Genomic DNA, 18,539 nt, shown 5'->3' with positions numbered 1-18,539 from the left:
ATGCCCAACGACCGCCCTCGCGATCCGCTTGGCAAGGCGTTGCCGTCGGACGCCGGGCTCGCCCCGATCGACGTCACACGCCTGCCCTCCCCGCACACGCTGTTTCTGCGGGCACTGCTCTCGTCCCGCAAGCCAGCGAACGCGCAACGGCTCCCACCCTTGGCATTCGCGCGACGCAATGTCACGCTCGACGCCGACGCCATCGCCCGTTACGCGCGCTTGTGCGGCTTCACCGCGGCGCACGGGGTGCCACCCACGTGGCCGCATCTGCTCGCCTTCCCGCTGCATATGTTGCTGATGACCGACCGCGCATTTCCGTTCGCCATGCTCGGCATGGTGCATCTGGATAATCGCATTCGTCAGCACGCTTCGCTCACGCCGGGAGAGCGGCTCGATCTGGATGTCCGGTGCGGCCCGCTGTTCGCCCATGACAAGGGACAGGTCTTTACGGTCCTCACCACGGCGCGACGCGATGGGGTTGTCGTGTGGTCGGGAGAGAGCGGATACCTGCGCACCGGTGTGCCCGACCCGCTCGGCGCACCGTATCGCGCCGCGTTGGGCGCCGACCCATCGCTCGCGAAGACCGCCGCATGGCATGTGCCGGGCGACCTTGGCCGCCAGTACGCGCGGGTGTCCGGCGATTACAACCCGATCCATCTCTGGCCGGTCACGGCCCGGCTGTTCGGCTTTGCGCACCCCATCATTCACGGCATGTGGAGCTTCGCCCGAAGCCTAGCGGCCGTGTTACCGGCCGACGCGCCCTGCCTCGATCTGCTCGTGGAGTTCAAAAGGCCGCTGCCGCTGCCGGGCGATGTCACGCTCTGGCGCGATGCTTGCGGCGGCGCCTTCGAATTGCGCGACGCGGCAGGCACGGTGCCCCATCTGCGCGGACGGTGGCAACACGCGCCGACCGTGTCGTCTTCCCCCCTCGACCCGGACCCTTCATGAGCGCCTTCACGCCTACCGCGCCGCCCCCCGCCTTGCGCCGCGTTGCCATTCTCGGCGGCAACCGCATCCCGTTTGCGCGCGCCAACACGGCATATGCCACGGCGTCAAATCAGGACATGCTCACCGCCGCGATTCAGGGACTCGTCGACCGGTTTGCGCTGCATGATCAGCGCCTGGGGGAAGTCGCCGCGGGGGCCGTGCTCAAACACGCGCGCGATTTCAACCTGACGCGCGAATCCGTCCTGTCGACGACGCTCGCCCCGCAAACGCCCGCCTACGATGTTCAGCAAGCGTGCGGCACGGGCCTCGAGGCCGCCATCCTGACCGGCAACAAAATTGCGCTCGGCCAGATCGACGTGGCGATCGCCGGCGGGGTCGACACCGCCTCGGACGCCCCGATCGCCGTGAACGAGACACTGCGCAGGATTCTGCTGGAGGCCAACCGACAGCGCAGCGCTGGGGGCAAGCTCGGTGCGCTAGCGAAGGCGCGTCCCGGCATGTTGTTCAAGCCGGCGCTACCTCGTAACGGCGAACCACGCACCGGGTTGTCGATGGGTGAGCATTGCGAGCAGATGGCCAAGCGCTGGCAAATCGAGCGCGCCGCACAGGACGAACTCACGCTCGCGAGCCATCAACATCTGACCGCCGCGTATGAACGCGGGTTCTTCCTCGATCTGATGACGCCGTTTCGCGGCCTGCAACGCGACAACAACCTGCGCCCCGACGTCACGCTGGAGACCTTGAACGCCCTCAAGCCGGTGTTCGATCGCAGTGCCGCGGGCACGCTCACGGCGGGCAACTCGACCCCGCTGACGGACGGCGCCTCGTGCGTGCTGCTCGCGAGCGAAGACTGGGCACACGCGCACGACATTCCCGTGCTCGCTTATCTGACGTACTCGCAAACCGCGGCCGTCGACTTCTTTCATCCCGATGAAACCCGGCGCGAAGGACTGCTCATGGCGCCGGCGTACGCCGTGCCACGCATGCTCGCCCAGGCCGGCCTCACGCTGCAGGACTTCGACTTCTACGAAATTCACGAGGCGTTCGCGGCGCAGGTGCTTTGCACATTGAAAGCGTGGGAAGACCCGCAATACTGCCGCGATCGGCTGGGCCTCGCCGCGCCGCTGGGCACCATCGAGCGGCAGCGGCTGAACGTGAATGGCAGTTCGCTTGCCTGCGGGCATCCGTTCGCGGCCACCGGTGCACGCCTGCTTGCCACCCTCGCCAAACAGCTCGCCGAGCGTGGCGGCGGGCGTGGCCTCATCTCGATTTGCGCGGCCGGCGGACAAGGCGTGGTCGCCATGCTGGAACGATAACGCAGACGACGTTACAGGGGCAGTCACAAGCACGGCCCCGCCGCAGCAGGCGAGTCGCCAACAGAGCCACCGCCTGATCTCGGGTGCCCGTGCCAAAAGACCTCAAGGGAGACAACGATGGACTCAGCTGTTCAGCACGAACGCGTGTGGCTAGATGCTTACCCGCCTGGCGTTCCCGCCGACATCGATACGACACGCTACACGTCGCTGGTGCAGGCGTTCGACGAATGGATCGACAAGTACCGCGAACGCATTGCGTTCGTGAGTCTGGGGAGCGAAATCACCTATGGCGAGGTCGCCCGCCAGGCGTATGCCTTTGCCGCGTGGCTGCAAGCCCACGGCGTGCAGAAGGGAGAGCGCGTGGCGCTCATGATGCCCAATTGCTTCCAGTACCCGATCGGCCTGTTCGGCACGCTGATCGCCGGGGCCGTGGTCGTCAACGTCAATCCCCTGTACACCGTTCGCGAACTCAAACATCAATTGCAGGACAGCGGCGCACGTACGATCGTCGCGTTTGAGAACTTCGCGAAAACCGTGCAGGACGCGATCCCTGGCACCGAGGTGCGCCACGTGCTCGTCACGCAGATCGGCGACTTGCTCGGCACCGGCCTGAACGTCAAGGGACGCCTCGTCAACTTCCTCATGCGGCGAATCGCGAAGCAAGTGCCGCCCTACGATCTTCCGCAGGCGATCCCGCTGCGCCGAGCGCTCGCCGAGGGCGCAAAGCACACGCCTGCGCCGGTGCCCCTCGCGCGCGACGACCTCGCCTTCCTTCAATACACGGGGGGCACGACCGGCGTGGCCAAGGGGGCGATGCTGACGCACGGGAACGTGCTGGCCAACCTGTTGCAAACCGAGGCATGGGCCGCCGGCCAGCTCGACGGGGACATCGAGGTGAATCTGTCGCTGCTGCCCATGTATCACATCCTGTCGCTCACGGTGAACTGCCTGGTGTTCATGAGCCTGGGGGGGCGCAACATCCTGATTGCAAATCCGCGCGATGTGAAGAAAGTCGTCTACATCATCCGCAACGAGACATTCACCGGCGTCACGGGCGTGAACACTCTGTTCAACGGTCTGCTCGAGAACCAGGACTTCTGTGCGCGCGACTTCTCCCGGCTGAAGCTCTCGCTTGCCGGTGGCATGGCAACGCAACGTGCCATTGCCGAGCGATGGAAACAGGTCACCGGCAAGCCGATCATCGAGGGCTACGGCCTCACCGAATGCTCGCCCATCGTCACGATGAACCCGGTCGACCTCTCGCATATGGACGAGGTCGATTTCACCGGATCCATCGGTCTGCCCGCCCCGTCGACCGACGTGCGCTTCAAGCGCGATGACGGCACGTGGGCCGATCTCGGCGAGCCGGGGGAGTTATGCGTGCGGGGGCCGCAAGTCATGCGCGGCTATTGGCAGCGCCCGGAAGACACTGCCAACACGTTCGACGCCGACGGCTGGCTGATGACAGGTGACGTCGGCGTGATGGACGCGCGCGGTTACGTACGGCTCATCGACCGCAAGAAGGACATGATTCTCGTGTCGGGTTTCAACGTCTACCCGAACGAAATCGAGGACGTCGTGATGCTTCACCCAGGGGTTCGGGAAGCCGCGGTGGTCGGCGTGCCCGATCCGGTTGCCGGCGAGCGCGTAAAGCTCGTGGTCGTCGCAAAAGACCCCGGGGTGACCACCGAGATTTTGCTCGCCCACTGCCGCGAACACCTGACGGCGTACAAGGTGCCGCGCATCGTCGAATTCCGTGACGGCGAACTGCCCAAGTCGACCGTCGGCAAGATTCTGCGGCGCGAACTGCGCGCGCCGCTCGGTCACGCGTAAGGGAGACGAACAACATGCCCAAGCACCACGCGTTTCACGCCGGCCGCCTCGACCGCGTCGCACTAGCCATCGCCTTGACACCCACGGTGCTCGTTGCCGGCGCGCTGAGTGCGTCGAATGCCCTCGCCCAGAGCAACGTCTCGTCGGATGCAGGCCTATCGGCCGTCACGTCCTCCGCCCCTGCGGCACCGCCCACGCCCCACGCGACGGCAAACACCGCTGTCGCGGATGCCGAGGTCGCCAAGCTGGCCGCCATGCCTGTCGCCGCGCAAGCCCAATGGCTGTCCCACACGATCAAGTCCGGCGAGTTGGCGAAGCTGAGCGACGACCGGATCGTCGCTCGCATGCAGGCGATCCACGCCGACGCGCTCGTGCGGTTTCTGAAGACGGAGTCGGCCGCGCTGCCCGAATACCAGTACGAGCTAACACGTCATGAACGTATCAATGACCAGTGGCAAACCACGCCCGACCGCATGCTCGTGAAGATTCGCGAGACGCCGTTGCAGATCTATGCGAAATGGCTGCCGGGCGGCGCCCACGCGGGTCAGGAAATCATTTATGACGAGACGAAGAATCTCAAGGAGATGTACGGCCATCTCGGTGGCATTTTCGGCTTCGCATCGATCTGGAGCAGTATCGACGGCCCGCTTGCGCGCTCGCAGTCCAACCACACCGTGCGCGATCTGGGCTTCGCGTTCATTGCCGAGCGAATTGCGCATGACGGCCGCAGCTTCCACGCCGAAGGACTCCCCGCGACGCCCGCAAGAATTTCGGTATCCGAATCGAATGGCATGCGCGTGCTAGCTCTGGAATGGGACGCCCCCGCCGGTCCACCGCAACATTACGCGTACAAGTCGCGCGTGCTGCTCGACCTGACGACCGGTCGTCCGCGCGGTATCGAAGCGTGGAATGCGTCGGGACAGAAGGTCGAGGAAATGCGCTTCGAGAAGGTGCGCAAGGCCTCGTGGACCGACGCAACGTTCGATCCGAAAAATCCCGACTATAAGTTCTGATTGCCCACTTGATGTCGGCGACGACTGGCACCGGTGGATCGCATCGGTGTGACGGTGCGCGACAAATGAACGACGAAAGCCCGCTGCCTCTGAACGGAGGTGGCGGGCTTTCGCCCATGCGCACATCGGATGCCGGCATCCGCGAGGTCGCGAGCTCGCAGCAACGCCGGCCTGCCGGGGCCGATCAGGTCTGCGGCAGTTCGATCTTCACTTCGAGCACTTCCAGGTTGTCCTGGTGCTCAACGCTGACCTTGATGTCGTCTTGTGCGATCTTGACGTACTTGGAGATGACGGCGACCAGCTCACGTTGCAACGCCGGCAGGTAGTCCGCCGGCGGCGACGAGCCCGCGCGTTCGTGCGCCAGAATGATCTGCAGGCGCTCTTTGGCGACGGAAGCGGTCTTTTTCTTCTCCCCCAGGAGGAAAGACAGGAATGACATGGGCACTCCTTACTTCGAGCCGAAAATACGCTGCAACAGTCCCGGCTTTTGATAGTCGGTAAAGCGCATTGGCTTGTCTTCGCCCTTGAAACGGCTCACCACGTCGCGATACGCGTCAGCCACGTCGGTGCCGTCGAGATGAATGGCCGGCGTGCCCTGGTTCGAGGCATGCAGCACAGACTCCGACTCCGGAATCACGCCGATGAGCTTGATTCGCAGGATTTCCTGAATGTCGTCGAGCGACAGCATCTGACCGTCGTTGACCCGCTTCGGGTTGTAACGCGTGATGAGCAGGTGCTCCTTGATCGGCTCGCCGCCTTCGATGGCGCGCTTCGTCTTCGACGAGAGAATGCCCAGAATGCGGTCCGAATCGCGCACCGACGACACTTCGGGGTTCGTCACCACGAGCGCCTCGTCGGCGAAATGCATGGCGAGCAGCGCGCCCGATTCGATACCGGCCGGCGAATCGCACACGATGTATTCGAATCCCATGTCGGCCAGATCCTTGATGACCTTCTCGACGCCGGCTTGCGTGAGGGCGTCCTTGTCGCGCGTCTGCGACGCGGGCAGGATGAACAGGTTCTCGCAGGCCTTGTCCTTGATGAGCGCCTGATTGAGGTTCGCTTCGCCTTGAATCACATTGATCAGGTCGTACACGACGCGGCGCTCGCAACCCATGATGAGGTCGAGATTGCGCAGGCCGACGTCGAAATCGATGACTGCCGTCTTGTGCCCCTGCAAGGCGAGGCCGGCGGAAAAGCTGGCGCTGGTCGTCGTCTTGCCGACGCCACCCTTGCCAGAGGTCACCACAATCACTTTTGCCATCTGTCGATGCCTTCCCAAACTTGAGGATGAATTTAGCTACGAATCATTTGAGCCCGAGGGGCTCGAAAATCAGTTTGTCGTCTACCAGCCGCACCTGCACCGAACGCCCCTGCACATCAGGCGGCAGTGCATGCTCACCGGTCCGGTAGATACCGGCGATGGAAATCAGCTCGGGCTCGAGGCAGGTACAGAAGATGCGAGCATCGAGCTTGCCCTTCACGCCTGCCAGCGCCCGCCCCCGCAGCGGTGCGTAAATGTGGATATTACCTTCCGCGATCACCTCGGCCCCATAACTGACCAAATCGAGGATGATCAGATCGCCCTTCGCGTAGACCTGCTGGCCCGAACGCAACGGCTTGTCGATGATGGTCGAAGGGACGGCAACGGCGTCAGGCACCACCGGTTCCGATACCGCCTGGGCTGGCTCGACCGCCGTCTCGGCTGGCGCCTCGCTCTCCCGGGCCGGACGCGACAGGCGCCGCTCGTGGCTGTCGAGCCGTGGCAGTCCTTCCACCACCGCCCACTCGGCTTGCTCGGCGTTGGCGACCACCCCGATCGGCTTCATGCGGAATTCGGCCAGCATGTCGGCCAACGCGGGCACGGCAACGCGCTCGTCGCCGGTCAGGCGTCGAACGTCGATGGCGACCGTGTCGCCGGCAAAAAACTCCGGGGTCGCTTCGAAACGTTGCGATAGTTCGGTGCGCAGCGTCTCCAGTTGCGGCGTCTTGACCACGAAATGCAGGGTATCGATGGCACCGCTGCGTAACTCGAAGTACGGGGTTTTCTTTTGCGGCATGTCAGGTTGTTGTGCGCGAATTGCTGGCAAATTGGGCCATTCTACCGTCCCTTGACGAGACGCCAACCGCAAATCAACGGGTCGCCTCCGTCATTGACGGGAAAATCACTGTTGTCGCATTGCAGCATTTTGTATCATGAACCAACGGTTCCGACAGTAAGGAACGGGGGCTGCTGACATGCCAGTGACATGAGGAAGGGCTATGCTGGCAGTGGGAAAGTGTCGTAAAAGACGTGCTGCGAAGCAGCATCGAAAGTGCGAATTTTGTCGCGCAAGTGCCATATTCGTGACCTATCCTTAAATTCCCTGACGAGGGACCCCCTGTGGAACCGCAAACCGGGAGACGACGATGCTGAGTCATCATGAATTTGCCACCCTGATGCTGGTCAAGGACGCTCCTGAGCAAGTGGAGCATGATCGCCTGGACCTCGAGTCATTGCTCGAAAGCAAATTGATCGAATGGGAAGAGTTGGCGTCGGGTGAGAAGTCCCCGCGACTGACCGTCCAGGGCAAGTATGTCCTTCAGGCCGTTGCCTGAGCGCCCAGCCTGCTGTTGAGGTGTCCGTAAGATGTAAAAGCCCGCCGGAAGGCGGGCTTTTCATTGGGTGAGGGGATCGCCCCCTCGATACCTGCGCGCTCAACCGTGCCGGACGTCCCGAGAGTGACGCCGCCACGTGTGTCGCGCCGCCGGATGCTCCCGGCACCAATTGCGATCAACGAGCCACGCAACCGCCGCGCCGACGACCAGCACGATGATCAACATGGCAATCAAGCTCCCTGTCAGCATAGCGGCCTCCTAACTTCGACATGGCGGGATGGCACGCTTTCATTCTAGGCAATCCCTATCGAAATAGGTACCCGAAAGTGATCCGGGTATACCGTGTTTGCGCGACATCAAGCGCCTCGACATCATCGCGTTGCTCACCTGCTGCGACGCAACATATCGTTCGCTTTTTAATGGCATTTTTGCCGTCGAGACGCAGGATTCGCATCGTCGAGAGGCTCGCCGTCAGGCGATCGCACCGCCCGCGTCGATCAGCACGGTCGAACCCGTGGCACTCGGCGTGCCCGCCAGATAAAGAATCGTGTTGGCCACGTCCTCCGCAGCGACCACACGGCGCGCGGGCAAGCGCTCCGCCGCGTTGCGATACATCGCCTCGCGATCGGCCTCTGACAGCTTGTCCCATAGCGGCGTGACGGTGAGCCCCGGCGAGACGGTGTTCACACGCACGGGTGACAGTTCCAGTGCCAGCCCTCGCGCCAGCGCCTCGATGGCGGCGTTGATTGCGCCTTGAACGACCGACGACGTGCTCGGGCGCACGCTCAGAAAGCCCGACGTCAGCGTGAGCGAACCGCCGTCTTCAATGCGCGCATAGCGCGCGACGTGGTAACTGCCCCAAAACTTGCTGTCAAAGGCGGCATGCGCGTCGTCCAGCGAGAGCTTGCGCACCTGCCCGGTCGGGGTTTGCGCGGCCGAGACGACCACGTGTTGCCAGGGGGCGTGGTCGGCGAAGCACCGTTCGACGGCAGCCGCGTCTTCCGTGTCCAGTACCAGAGCGCGGGCGGTCGGGCCTAGCGTGGCAAGCGCGTCGTCGAGCTTCGCCTGACTACGCGAGGCAATGGTCACGGCCGCGCCTGCCTTGGCGAACGCCTGGGCGGCGGCACGACCAATGCCGGAGCTGCCGCCGATGACCAACACACGCTGACCTTCGAAATTGAACATGATGAAACTCCTGAAAACGATCGGAACGAGGGCGGAATCGCGCCACCTGCCGGTGGCCGCCGGTGGATTGACCGTCCAGCCCCGGCACGCGATGTCACGGCGCTATTGTGATACTCATCTCATGGAACGATAATCCCGTTGAAAACTGAATGACTATCTACAATTCATTGAGAATCTGCACAAGATGATCGACCAGACGCTGGATCTCACCGTATTCGACCGTGTCGTTACCACGGGCAGCATGTCGGCCGCCGCGCGGGAGATGGGGCTGTCGCTTGCCGTCGTGAGCAAGCGGCTCGGGCTGCTCGAGCAGCGCCTTGGCGTTCGCCTGCTCAATCGCACCACCCGCAAACAGGCGCTCACCGACGAAGGGCAGGTGTTTCATACGTGCTGCCAGCGAATCCTCGCGGAAATTGCCGAGACCGAGCGGCTGATGACGCGACAGGCGGGCACCGTCGGTGGCGTGCTTCGCATCAGCGCGCCGCGCGCCTTCGGCCGTCGTCATCTGGCGCCGCTGCTGGTCGCGTTTCGCGAACGGCATCCCGCCCTGAAAGTGCATCTCGAACTCAGCGACCTATGGGTCGATCTGGTCGCGCACGGCATCGACGTGGCCATCCGCGTCGGCACCCTGCCCGATTCCAGCCTCGTCGCGCAGGAACTCGCCCCGAACTACCGCGTGCTGGTCGCGTCTCCGACCTATCTGGCGCGGCGTGGCACGCCGCATGACGCTGGCGATCTGCAACAGCATGACTGCATTCTGTTCGGCCACGCGCCGCACGGCGACTGGCGATTCGTGTGGCAATCCGAAACGTTGCGCATCCAGGTCCGCGATACCTACGTTGTCGACGATGGGGATACCGCGCACGAATTGGCGCTGCACGGTGCGGGCATCACACAGAAATCTATCTGGGACGTGGGGGACGATATCCAGGCGGGACGTCTTGCGCGCGTATTGCCCTCGCTGCAAATGCCGGCGTCGCCGCTGCATGCCGTGTATCCGCACAGCCGGCATCTCGCACCGCGCACACGCGCCTTCGTTGACTTTCTACGGGACGGGTTGCGCGCCGCATGGCGCTGGCCCCAGCACTAGGGATTCACGCATTGCGCAGCGTCTGGCGTGCCTCCCCCACGGCGCGCTGCCTCGCGGCTTTCACTTGACGCCGTCGGTGTCGCGTCCGTTGAGCGCGTCACGTCCGGCGGCCAGCAATGCCTCCGAGAGCGCCGGATCTGCGCTGACGACCGCGCGCGACAGCACGAGCGTGCCCACCATTTGCGCGAAGCGCGCCATCGCCGCCCGATTCGCGTGCGCCCGACTCAGGCCTTGCTCGATACCGGCCTGCGTCATTCGCTCGATCATGTCGGCCAGCCCCTTCGCGTACCATGCTTGCGCTTCGTCGCCGATGCGCGGGGCATCCCCCGCAAATCCAGCCATCGGGCAGCCACACGCCACGTCATCGCGGTGCGCCATCGACAGATACCGCTCGACGCGCGCCGTGGGCGACAACACCGCCTCCGCCGCCGCGTCGCCGCCTGCCAGCAACCCGTTGCTCGCCGCCACCGCGCGCGACATCACGGCCGCAACCAGTGCGTCCTTCGACTTGAAGTGGTTGTAGAAGCCCCCCTGCGTGAACCCCGCGGCCTTCATCAGCGCCGTCAGCCCCACGGCGTCAACGCCGTGCTCACGAAACAGCCGTTCCGCCGCCGCGACGATCGCCTCGCGGTTTTCCGCAGCCTGCTCTCTTGAAATTCCCATCCCCCGCTCCTCAGGACTCGCAACGCTCGTCCAGACGCGCTCTCACCATCGAACTATCGTCGTCATCGACAAAGACAATGACGATCACCATTGACATATCGATGCCAGACTCGGCACAATGCGTCAACGATGACGATTACGATCACCATCGTCATGAAGTATAACCCAACGCTCACGTCTTCCACAGGGTCGACGTGACTCGATGACCCTGCTGGAGTTCTGAAATGAAGATCAAAGATGCCGTGGTATTCGTGACCGGCGCCAACCGTGGCCTGGGATTGGCGTTTGCGAAACAGGCGCTCGAACGTGGCGCGAAGAAGGTGTACGCCGGGTCGCGCGATCCGTCGAAGGTCACGCTGCCGGGGGTCATCCCGGTCAAGCTCGACGTCAACGACCCGGAGGCGGTGGCGGCTGCGGCAAGTCTGGCGGGCGACGTCACGCTGCTCATCAACAACGCGGGGATTGCACGCCTCACCGAAGGGCTGACCGGCCCGGGCGCCACCGAGCTGCTGCGCGAGACGCTGGAGACGAACCTGTTCGGCGTACTCGGCATGACGCAGGCGTTCGCCCCGGCCCTGGGACGCAACGGCGGTGGCGCACTGCTCAATGTCCTGTCGATCGTGAGTTGGATCAGCGCAGACGCGCTGCCTGAATACTCCATCACGAAGTCGGCCGCGTGGTCGCTGACCAATGGCTTGCGCAACGCGTTGCGTGCCCAAAATACGCAGGTGGTCGGTTTGCACGCAGGTTACATCGATACCGACCTGACTCGGGGGTTCGACGCCGACAAGCTCGACCCGGCCGACGTGGTGCGTCAGGCTTACGACGCCATCGAGGCAGGCGAAGAGGAGGTCTGCGTCGACGAAGGCACGCGACAAGTCAAGCAAGCGCTGTCGCTGAGCGTGTACCTGCAGGAACCGGCGGCGTAGCCACCAACGCTCAACCCGGCACGCCACGAAAAAACGCCGCGACACCCTCAGGGGCCTCGCGGCGTTCGTCGTCCTGCGGCAAGCGACGCCTGCGCTTCAGGCGGCCTTGTCCATCTGACCCATTTGACGCTCGCCGCCCAGCGCCTCGACCAGATCGTCGAGCATGCGGGCGAGCTCACCGGTCATGAGCGCGATGTCGGCGTCGAACTTCTCGGCTTCGCCTTCGGCCGTCGGATCGGCGGCATCCTTGATGACATCGAGCGGCGTCACACGTTTGATGACGAAAGCGTCGGTCAGCACGAAGGAGATCCGGTCGTTCCACGTCATCGCCAGCCTGGTGCAGCGCTTGCCAGCCTCGATATGCTGACGCACGTCCGCCCCGTCGAGTGGGTGGCGCACATAGCGCACTGCCGCCTTCTCGTCGGTATTCGAGCGCAACTCCACGTCCTGGTCGACGGTGAAGCCGCCCGGCGCGTCATTGCCCGCGAGCCACGAGGTCATCATTGCCACGGGCGCCTCGTTGAGTTCCACGTTCTCGAGCGTGATGTCGAGCGTCTTGAGGAGCAGGCTGCGCACTTCGTCGGCCTTGGCGGGCGACGCGGCGTCGATCACGAGCCAGCGATTGGCCGGGTCGATCCACACGCGCGTGTCGCGGCGAATGCCGAATGCACGCGGCAGCAGTTCGTCGGTGACCTGCTCCTTGAGCTCACGCATCTGCTTGCGGCCCGGCTTGAAGCCTTGCTGCTCTTCCAACTCGACCGCCTTGGCGCGCGTGACCTGATTCACGACGGTGGACGGCAGCAGCTTCTTCTCGGCACGATAGGCGAGCAGAAACTGACGGTTGATGCTGTGCACCAGTTCGCCCCCCTCACGCGGCGGCGCCCAGCCCTGCACTTGCATTTCGAGGCTACCGCCTTCGCAGAAGGCGTGCTTCTCCAATGCCGTTTCCATTTGCGCGACGCTCATGGACCAACCGGCAGGAATTCGGTGCAACTGAAGATTCTTGAACCACATCGGCATCACCGCAAAAAGCAAAAGCCGAGATTTTACCAGTGCCGGGCGGCACGGCGAAATTCGGCAACGCGCATCGTGTCAGAGAAAGCGATCGAGGATCTTCCGGCTCGGCTTGTCGAGCGTGCCGGTGTCCCGAATCAGGAAGTGAATGCCGTGGTTATCGGTAATGAGCAACGTCTGCCCGCCCAGGCGCCGAATGTCCTCTTCGCCGCGCAACACGAACGCCGCCTCGCCGCGATTCGTCTCGACGGTCCATGTGCTGGGCGTCGCGTAGGTCGAAACGCTCTTGATGCGCAACACCTCCGGCATGAATTCGCGTGCGGCGAGTTCGTCCTGCAACAGCGCGCGCATCGCGGCGGGCAGTCCGTCGAGCGAGTCGAGCCAGACCAGTTCGCGCCCCTCCTGACTCACAAGCGCGAGGCCGTCCTGCGGCGCCGCAATCGGAAACGCGCGCACGGGCACCACGCCCTCATGGGCGACGCCAGCCGCGTCGGTCAGCACCAGGCGGCCGAACGCGTTACGAGACAAGGTGAAATCAATCTGCATGAGTGTCTTCGCGAACGTTCAGTTGGCGGAAAGCGGCTGGGCCGGTGCCGCGGTCACGGCCGCCAGCACGGCGGCGGCTTCGACCGTCTCGAGGGCCGCGTCGATATCCGTGTCGACGTTGCGCTGCTGGGCCTGGTACAGCGTGTAGTAAGCGCCTTCGCGGGCCATCAGCGCATCGTGGTTGCCCACTTCGACGATCTTGCCGCGATCGAGCACCACCAGTCGGTCGGCCTTGCGCAGCGTCGACAACCGGTGCGCAATGGCGATCGTCGTGCGGCCCTTGACGAGGTTGTCCAGCGCTTTCTGAATTTCCTTCTCGGTGGCCGTATCGACCGACGACGTCGCCTCGTCGAGAATCAGGATGCGCGGGTCGATCAGCAGGGCGCGAGCGATCGAGATGCGTTGACGCTCGCCGCCCGACAGCGCCTGTCCGCGCTCCCCGACAAGCGAATCGTAACCATGCGGCAGACGCAGGATGAACTCATGCGCGTGTGCCGCGCGCGCGGCCGCCACGATCTCGGCGCGCGTCGCCTCAGGCTTGCCGTACGCGATATTCTCGGCAATGGTGCCGAAGAACAGAAACGGCTCCTGCAACACCAGGCCGACGTTGCGGCGGAAGTCCGATACCGGCAACGCGCGAATGTCCACGCCGTCGATCTGGATCGAACCTTCGGACACGTCGTAGAAACGGCAGATCAGGTTGACCAGCGTGCTCTTGCCCGAACCGCTGTGCCCCACCAGACCGATCATCTCTCCCGGCGCGATGCGCAGGTCCATGCCCCGGATCACCGCTCGGTTGCCGTAGCGGAAACCGATGTCGCGCAGATCGATGGCGCCCTTTACTTCCTTCAGGTGCACCGGGTTGACCGGCTCGGGAACGTTCGAGACGTGATCGAGAATATCGAAGATGCGCTTCGCACCGGCCGCGGCCTTCTGCGTGACCGACACGATACGGCTCATCGAATCGAGACGCGTGTAGAAGCGGCTGATATAGGTGAGGAACGCGGTGAGCACCCCGACGGTGATCTCGTGCTTCGAGACCTGCCAGATGCCGAAGATCCACACGACGAGCAGCCCCACCTCGGTGAGGAACGTGACCGTCGGCGAGAACAGCGACCACACCTTGTTCACACGGTCGTTGACCACCAGGTTGTGACGATTGGCTTCCTTGAAGCGCGCGACCTCGCGGTTTTCCTGAGCGAATGCCTTCACCACGCGAATGCCCGGAATGGTATCGGCCAGCACGTTGGTGATTTCCGACCAGATCCGGTCGACCTTCTCGAAGCCGTGGCGCAAACGGTCACGAACCAGATGGATCAGCCAGGCGATGAACGGCAGTGGCAACAGCGTGACGGCAGCCAGCCAGGGATTGATCGACACCAGAATCACCGACGTCATGACGATCATCAGCACGTCGGTGGCGAAGTCGAGCAGGTGCAGCGAGAGGAACACGCAGATGCGGTCGCTTTCCGAGCCGATACGCGCCATCAGGTCGCCCGTGCGCTTGCCGCCGAAATATTCCAGCGAAAGGCGCAACAGATGCGAGTACGTCGCGGTGCGCAGATCGGCACCGATGCGCTCCGACACCTTGGCCAGCAGATACGTACGCGCCCAGCCCAATATCCAGGCGACCACGCCCGCCCCCATCAGGCCCGACAAATAAATTCCCACCAGGTGGTAATCGATCGGCTTGCCGTTCTGGAACGGGATCAGCACGTTGTCCATGAGCGGCATCGTCAGATACGGCGGGATCAACGTGGCCCCGGTGGCGCAGAGCGTGAGCAGGAAGCCGGCCAGCAACTGGAAGCGGTATGGCCGCGCGAACCGCCACAGGCGCAGCAATGCCCATGTCGACGGTGGGGGCTCGACTTCCGGGTTGCATTGCGGACACTCGTCGGCACCCGGCGGCAGTTCCGCCTGACAGATCGGGCAGGTGCCCACTTCGTTCGGTACCTCGCTGGCGGTATGGCCCGCCACCCGCGCGTCGCGCTGCCGTAACACCGTGTCCAACAGCGTCAGCGCGGCCGGATTATGGCCCAGCGTATAGCGCCAGCTCGCCAGCTTTTCGCGCGCGTCGCACAATTCCAGCGTCCCAACGCCCGCATGATCGGTATGTGTCAGCGACAGGTCGGCGCGATAGGGCCACGACTGCCAACCCGGCTGGCTGCCCGTTTGCGCATGCGCGTCTCGACGCGCGTCGAGCGCCAGGATCCGGCGCTCGGTCGCAACCACCACGCCATGCGCGAAATGCAGTTGTGCGTCGAGATCGACCGTCAACCAGGCCAGTACGGTTTCGTCGTCGGCCAGTTGCGAAGCGACGTCGGGATACCAGGACTCGGCAGCCGCGCCGGAAGGGCCACCCTCGAAAGGGGCAGTCGGGGCCGCCGCGGGGGGCGCTGTCGGAGTGGGGATGTCGGTCATTGCTGCGGCAGACGTGTCCTCAAGGGGCGGACATCGAGGCAAACGAGGAAATAGCGAGGCGGACTTTCCCTGTCAGTCCGCGAAATTGCCGCAAGTATAACCACAGCGACGCCTTTTGCGGCGTGGAGTTCCGCGATGACACGGTGCAGCATGGAAATATTGTTGCGACGGTCAACCGTTTACGGATTCTTACGTTAAGTAACCAGTTAACTGCACGAGCACAAGCGGCCGTGCCGCCTGAAAGCGGCCTGGCCAGCTTCTCCGAACCCCGCCTTGATGCGTGAATTTGCCTTGAGTATGAAAAAGAAAGACATTGAGATTTTCGATGTCCTGTCGCTGCGCGGCCCGAATATGTGGACATATCGGCCGGTGCTTGAGGCATGGGTCGATATCGGCGAACTCGAAGCGTTCCCGTCCAATAAGATCCCTGGATTCCCCGAGCGACTGTCGGCATGGCTGCCGTCCCTCGTCGAGCACCGTTGCAGCATCGGCGAGCGCGGCGGCTTCCTTCAGCGACTGCGTGAAGGCACCTGGCCCGGCCATATTCTCGAGCACGTCACGCTCGAGCTGCAAAACCTCGCCGGCATGCCCGGGGGCTTCGGCAAGGCGCGTGAAACCCCGATCTCAGGCGTCTATAAAGTGATCGTGCGGGCCTGGCACGAAGAGGTGACCCGCGCCGCGCTGTTCGCGGCCCGCGATCTGGTCATGGCGGCCATCGAAGACCGCCCCTACGATGTCGATGCCGCAGTGGAAACGTTGCGCGGCCTGGTCGACAAACACTGCCTCGGCCCAAGCACGGCGTGCATTGTCGACGCCGCCGACGACCGCGACATCCCCCATATTCGCCTGTCCGACGGCAATCTGGTGCAACTGGGCTACGGTGCCGCCGCCCGTCGCATCTGGACCGCCGAAACGGACCGTACCCCCGCGATCGCCGAGAGCATCTCGCGCGACAAGGATCTCACGAAGCAACTGCTTGAATCGTGCGGCGTGCCCGTGCCGGAAGGCCGTCTGGTCGAGAACGCCGACGATGCGTGGGAAGCCGCCGAAGACATCGGCCTGCCGGTCGTCGTGAAGCCATACGACGGCAACCACGGCCGCGGCGTGTTCATCAATCTCACCACGCGCGACGAAGTCGTCACGGCATTCGAAGTCGCGCTGGAAGAAGGCAGCGGCGTGATCGTCGAGCGATTCGTGCCGGGCCTGGAACACCGTCTGCTGGTCGTGGGCGGGCGCGTCGTGGCTGCGGCCATGGGGGAACTGGCCACGGTGGTCGGCGACGGCCAGCACACCGTCTCGGAACTCATCGAATTACAGATCAACAGCGACCCGCGCCGCGGCAGCGCCGAAGATCAGCCGCTCAATCGCGTGCGCATCGACTCGTCGGCTCGCCTAGAACTCAAGCGCCAGGGCTTCGACGCCGATGCCGTGCCGCCCGAGGGCAAGAACGTGCTGATCCAGCGCAACGGCAACGTCGCGTTCGATGTCACCGACCGCGTGCATCCGAGCGTGGCGGCGCATGCGTCGCTGGCCGCCCGCATCGTCGGTCTGGACATCGCCGGCGTCGATCTTGTGGCGGAAGACATTTCGCGCCCGCTGGTCGAACAGCGTGGCGCCATCGTCGAAGTCAACGCCGGCCCGGGCCTGCTCATGCATCTGAAGCCGGCCGATGGCGTGCCGCGCCCCGTCGGTCGCGCCATCGTCGACCATCTGTTCCCCGATGGCGACGCCGGGCGCATTCCGGTCGTCGGCATTACCGGCACGAACGGCAAGACCGTGACCGCGCGCCTGCTCACGCACCTGCTGCAACTCGCGGGCGAGCGTACCGGCCTCGCATGCAGCGACGGCCTGTTCCTCGACAAGCGCCTGGTGCAAGCCGGCGACCGTGCCAACTGGGACGCCGCGCACCGTGTCCTGATGAATGCCAGCGTGACGGCAGCCGTCTTTGAGAACGACAACACCGCCATCCTCTCGGAAGGCCTCGCGTACGACCGCTGCCAGGTCGGTATCGTGACGAACATCGACCGGCCGGATCATCTGGGCCAGTATTTCGTCGAAGACGTCGACCGGATGTTCAGCGTATTGCGCACCCAGATCGACGTGGTACTGCCCGACGGCGTGGCCGTGCTCAACGCGCGCGATCCGCTCGTCGTGGAAATGGCTGAGCTGTGCGATGGCGACGTGATCTTCTTCGGGCTGGATGAACACCTGCCGGCCATCGTGGCGCATCGCGCGGCGGGCAAGCGCGCGGTGTTTGTGCGCAATGGCGATGTCATGCTGGCCAACGGTACCGAGGAAACCACGCTCGGCGCGACGGCCACGATGCCGCTGACCTATGCCGGCCGTGTCGGCTTCCAGATCGAAAACGTACTCGCGGCTGTCGCAGCCGCCTGGTCAATGGGCGTGACGCTCGACGTCCTGCGCACCGGCGTGACCACGTTCGACGTGGGGCAGGTCGACGCCCCGGGCCGCTTCACGCTGTTTGAAAAGCAAGGCGCGACGGTCATTGTCGACGACGCCCATAACGCCCCGGCGCTCACGGCGCTGGCCGCGGCACTGGCGACCCTGCCCGCCGAGCGGCGCATGGTGGTGTACGGCCCCGGCGTCGACCGGATGGACGACGACCTGCAAGCCGAGGGCAAACTGCTGGCCCAGACGTTCGATCAAGTCATGCTGTGCGATGACCTCAGCGTCGAGCGCAAGCGCCCGCTGGCCGAGTCGCGTGCGCAACTGCGCGCGGGCATCGACGCCGAGCGCAAGGTGCAGGTGATCGACGCCGGCGAGCGACGTGCCGCTGCCGAAGCGGCGCTCGCCCAGCTCGTGAGCGGTGACCTGCTCGTGTTGCAAGCCGACGAAGGCGGACCGGCCGCGATGCTCGATCTGGTGCATCAGTGGATGGGCCAGCCGATGCGTGCGCTGGCGGCCTGACCGACGTGAGCCGCGAGTGGCGGCGTGCAGGGTTATCTGCCGCCGTCCCCTCGCG

Annotated in this window: 16 protein-coding genes; 8 read left to right on the top strand and 8 right to left on the bottom strand. The window is 64.3% G+C overall.

Annotated elements, in window-relative coordinates:
• The 4 genes from PanNE5_RS17400 to PanNE5_RS17385 all read left to right on the top strand — a co-directional run bounded on the left by PanNE5_RS17400 (position 1) and on the right by PanNE5_RS17385 (position 5,110).
• Positions 1-948 carry a MaoC/PaaZ C-terminal domain-containing protein gene (locus PanNE5_RS17400; protein WP_261938472.1) on the top strand — a complete coding sequence of 316 codons (948 nt, stop codon included), beginning with the start codon at positions 1-3 and terminating at the stop codon, positions 946-948.
• The gene (locus PanNE5_RS17395) at positions 945-2,264 is read left to right on the top strand and encodes an acetyl-CoA C-acetyltransferase (RefSeq protein ID WP_017234157.1); all 1,320 of its coding nucleotides are present in this window, start codon (positions 945-947) and stop codon (positions 2,262-2,264) included. Before PanNE5_RS17400 ends, PanNE5_RS17395 begins: the two co-directional genes overlap by 4 nt.
• 117 nt (positions 2,265-2,381) lie before the next feature.
• The gene (locus PanNE5_RS17390) at positions 2,382-4,097 is read left to right on the top strand and encodes an AMP-binding protein (protein WP_150562929.1); all 1,716 of its coding nucleotides are present in this window, start codon (positions 2,382-2,384) and stop codon (positions 4,095-4,097) included.
• Positions 4,098-4,111: 14 nt separating this feature from the next.
• The gene (locus tag PanNE5_RS17385) at positions 4,112-5,110 is read left to right on the top strand and encodes a DUF1571 domain-containing protein (protein WP_261938471.1); all 999 of its coding nucleotides are present in this window, start codon (positions 4,112-4,114) and stop codon (positions 5,108-5,110) included.
• 184 nt (positions 5,111-5,294) lie between these two features.
• Here the strand turns inward: PanNE5_RS17385 and minE are convergent, their stop codons facing one another.
• Genes minE through minC form a run of 3 tightly spaced genes read right to left on the bottom strand, consistent with a single transcriptional unit; the run spans position 5,295 to position 7,170 of the window.
• Positions 5,295-5,549, bottom strand: coding sequence for a cell division topological specificity factor MinE (gene minE, locus PanNE5_RS17380; protein ID WP_017234160.1), 255 nt, complete (start codon positions 5,547-5,549; stop codon positions 5,295-5,297).
• 9 nt (positions 5,550-5,558) lie between these two features.
• Complete coding sequence (minD, locus tag PanNE5_RS17375; protein WP_017234161.1) at positions 5,559-6,374, bottom strand: septum site-determining protein MinD; 816 nt, start codon at positions 6,372-6,374, stop codon at positions 5,559-5,561.
• A 43-nt stretch (positions 6,375-6,417) separates the two neighbouring features.
• A complete protein-coding gene (gene minC / locus PanNE5_RS17370) occupies positions 6,418-7,170 on the bottom strand; it encodes a septum site-determining protein MinC (RefSeq protein ID WP_017234162.1) in 753 nt (250 codons plus the stop codon).
• Between the two features lie 349 nt (positions 7,171-7,519).
• On the opposite strand from minC, the gene PanNE5_RS17365 reads away from it, so the two are divergent.
• Positions 7,520-7,708 (top strand): hypothetical protein, encoded by a 189-nt coding sequence (locus PanNE5_RS17365; RefSeq protein WP_017234163.1) that lies wholly within the window; start codon positions 7,520-7,522, stop codon positions 7,706-7,708.
• Positions 7,709-8,179: 471 nt separating this feature from the next.
• On the opposite strand, the gene PanNE5_RS17360 is transcribed toward PanNE5_RS17365, so the two are convergent.
• On the bottom strand, positions 8,180-8,896 hold the full coding sequence (locus PanNE5_RS17360; RefSeq protein ID WP_174975046.1) for an SDR family oxidoreductase: 717 nt from the start codon (positions 8,894-8,896) through the stop codon (positions 8,180-8,182).
• A 181-nt stretch (positions 8,897-9,077) separates the two neighbouring features.
• Here PanNE5_RS17360 and PanNE5_RS17355 point away from each other — a divergent pair, with 181 nt between their 5' ends.
• Complete coding sequence (locus tag PanNE5_RS17355) at positions 9,078-9,983, top strand: LysR family transcriptional regulator (RefSeq protein WP_017234165.1); 906 nt, start codon at positions 9,078-9,080, stop codon at positions 9,981-9,983.
• A gap of 60 nt (positions 9,984-10,043) precedes the next feature.
• Here the strand turns inward: PanNE5_RS17355 and PanNE5_RS17350 are convergent, their stop codons facing one another.
• Positions 10,044-10,646, bottom strand: coding sequence for a TetR/AcrR family transcriptional regulator (locus tag PanNE5_RS17350; RefSeq protein ID WP_017234166.1), 603 nt, complete (start codon positions 10,644-10,646; stop codon positions 10,044-10,046).
• 224 nt (positions 10,647-10,870) lie between these two features.
• Between PanNE5_RS17350 and PanNE5_RS17345 the strand changes: the two genes are divergently transcribed.
• Positions 10,871-11,575: an SDR family oxidoreductase gene (locus PanNE5_RS17345; RefSeq protein WP_150562926.1), complete on the top strand. Its 705-nt coding sequence runs from the start codon at positions 10,871-10,873 to the stop codon at positions 11,573-11,575.
• Between the two features lie 96 nt (positions 11,576-11,671).
• On the opposite strand, the gene PanNE5_RS17340 is transcribed toward PanNE5_RS17345, so the two are convergent.
• The 3 genes from PanNE5_RS17340 to PanNE5_RS17330 all read right to left on the bottom strand — a co-directional run bounded on the left by PanNE5_RS17340 (position 11,672) and on the right by PanNE5_RS17330 (position 15,556).
• Positions 11,672-12,589, bottom strand: coding sequence for a recombination-associated protein RdgC (locus tag PanNE5_RS17340; RefSeq protein ID WP_026131992.1), 918 nt, complete (start codon positions 12,587-12,589; stop codon positions 11,672-11,674).
• Between the two features lie 78 nt (positions 12,590-12,667).
• Positions 12,668-13,135, bottom strand: coding sequence for a DUF1854 domain-containing protein (locus PanNE5_RS17335; protein ID WP_261938470.1), 468 nt, complete (start codon positions 13,133-13,135; stop codon positions 12,668-12,670).
• Between the two features lie 18 nt (positions 13,136-13,153).
• Positions 13,154-15,556: an ABC transporter ATP-binding protein gene (locus PanNE5_RS17330; RefSeq protein ID WP_261938469.1), complete on the bottom strand. Its 2,403-nt coding sequence runs from the start codon at positions 15,554-15,556 to the stop codon at positions 13,154-13,156.
• A gap of 297 nt (positions 15,557-15,853) precedes the next feature.
• Here PanNE5_RS17330 and cphA point away from each other — a divergent pair, with 297 nt between their 5' ends.
• Positions 15,854-18,484, top strand: a complete 2,631-nt coding sequence (gene cphA / locus PanNE5_RS17325; RefSeq protein ID WP_261938468.1) for a cyanophycin synthetase — start codon at positions 15,854-15,856, stop codon at positions 18,482-18,484.
• Positions 18,485-18,539: the final 55 nt, after the last annotated feature.

Source organism: Pandoraea sp. NE5 (genome assembly GCF_024363545.1).
Taxonomy (GTDB): Bacteria; Pseudomonadota; Gammaproteobacteria; order Burkholderiales; family Burkholderiaceae; genus Pandoraea; species Pandoraea cepalis.
This window is presented reverse-complemented; position numbering and strand designations above follow the sequence as displayed.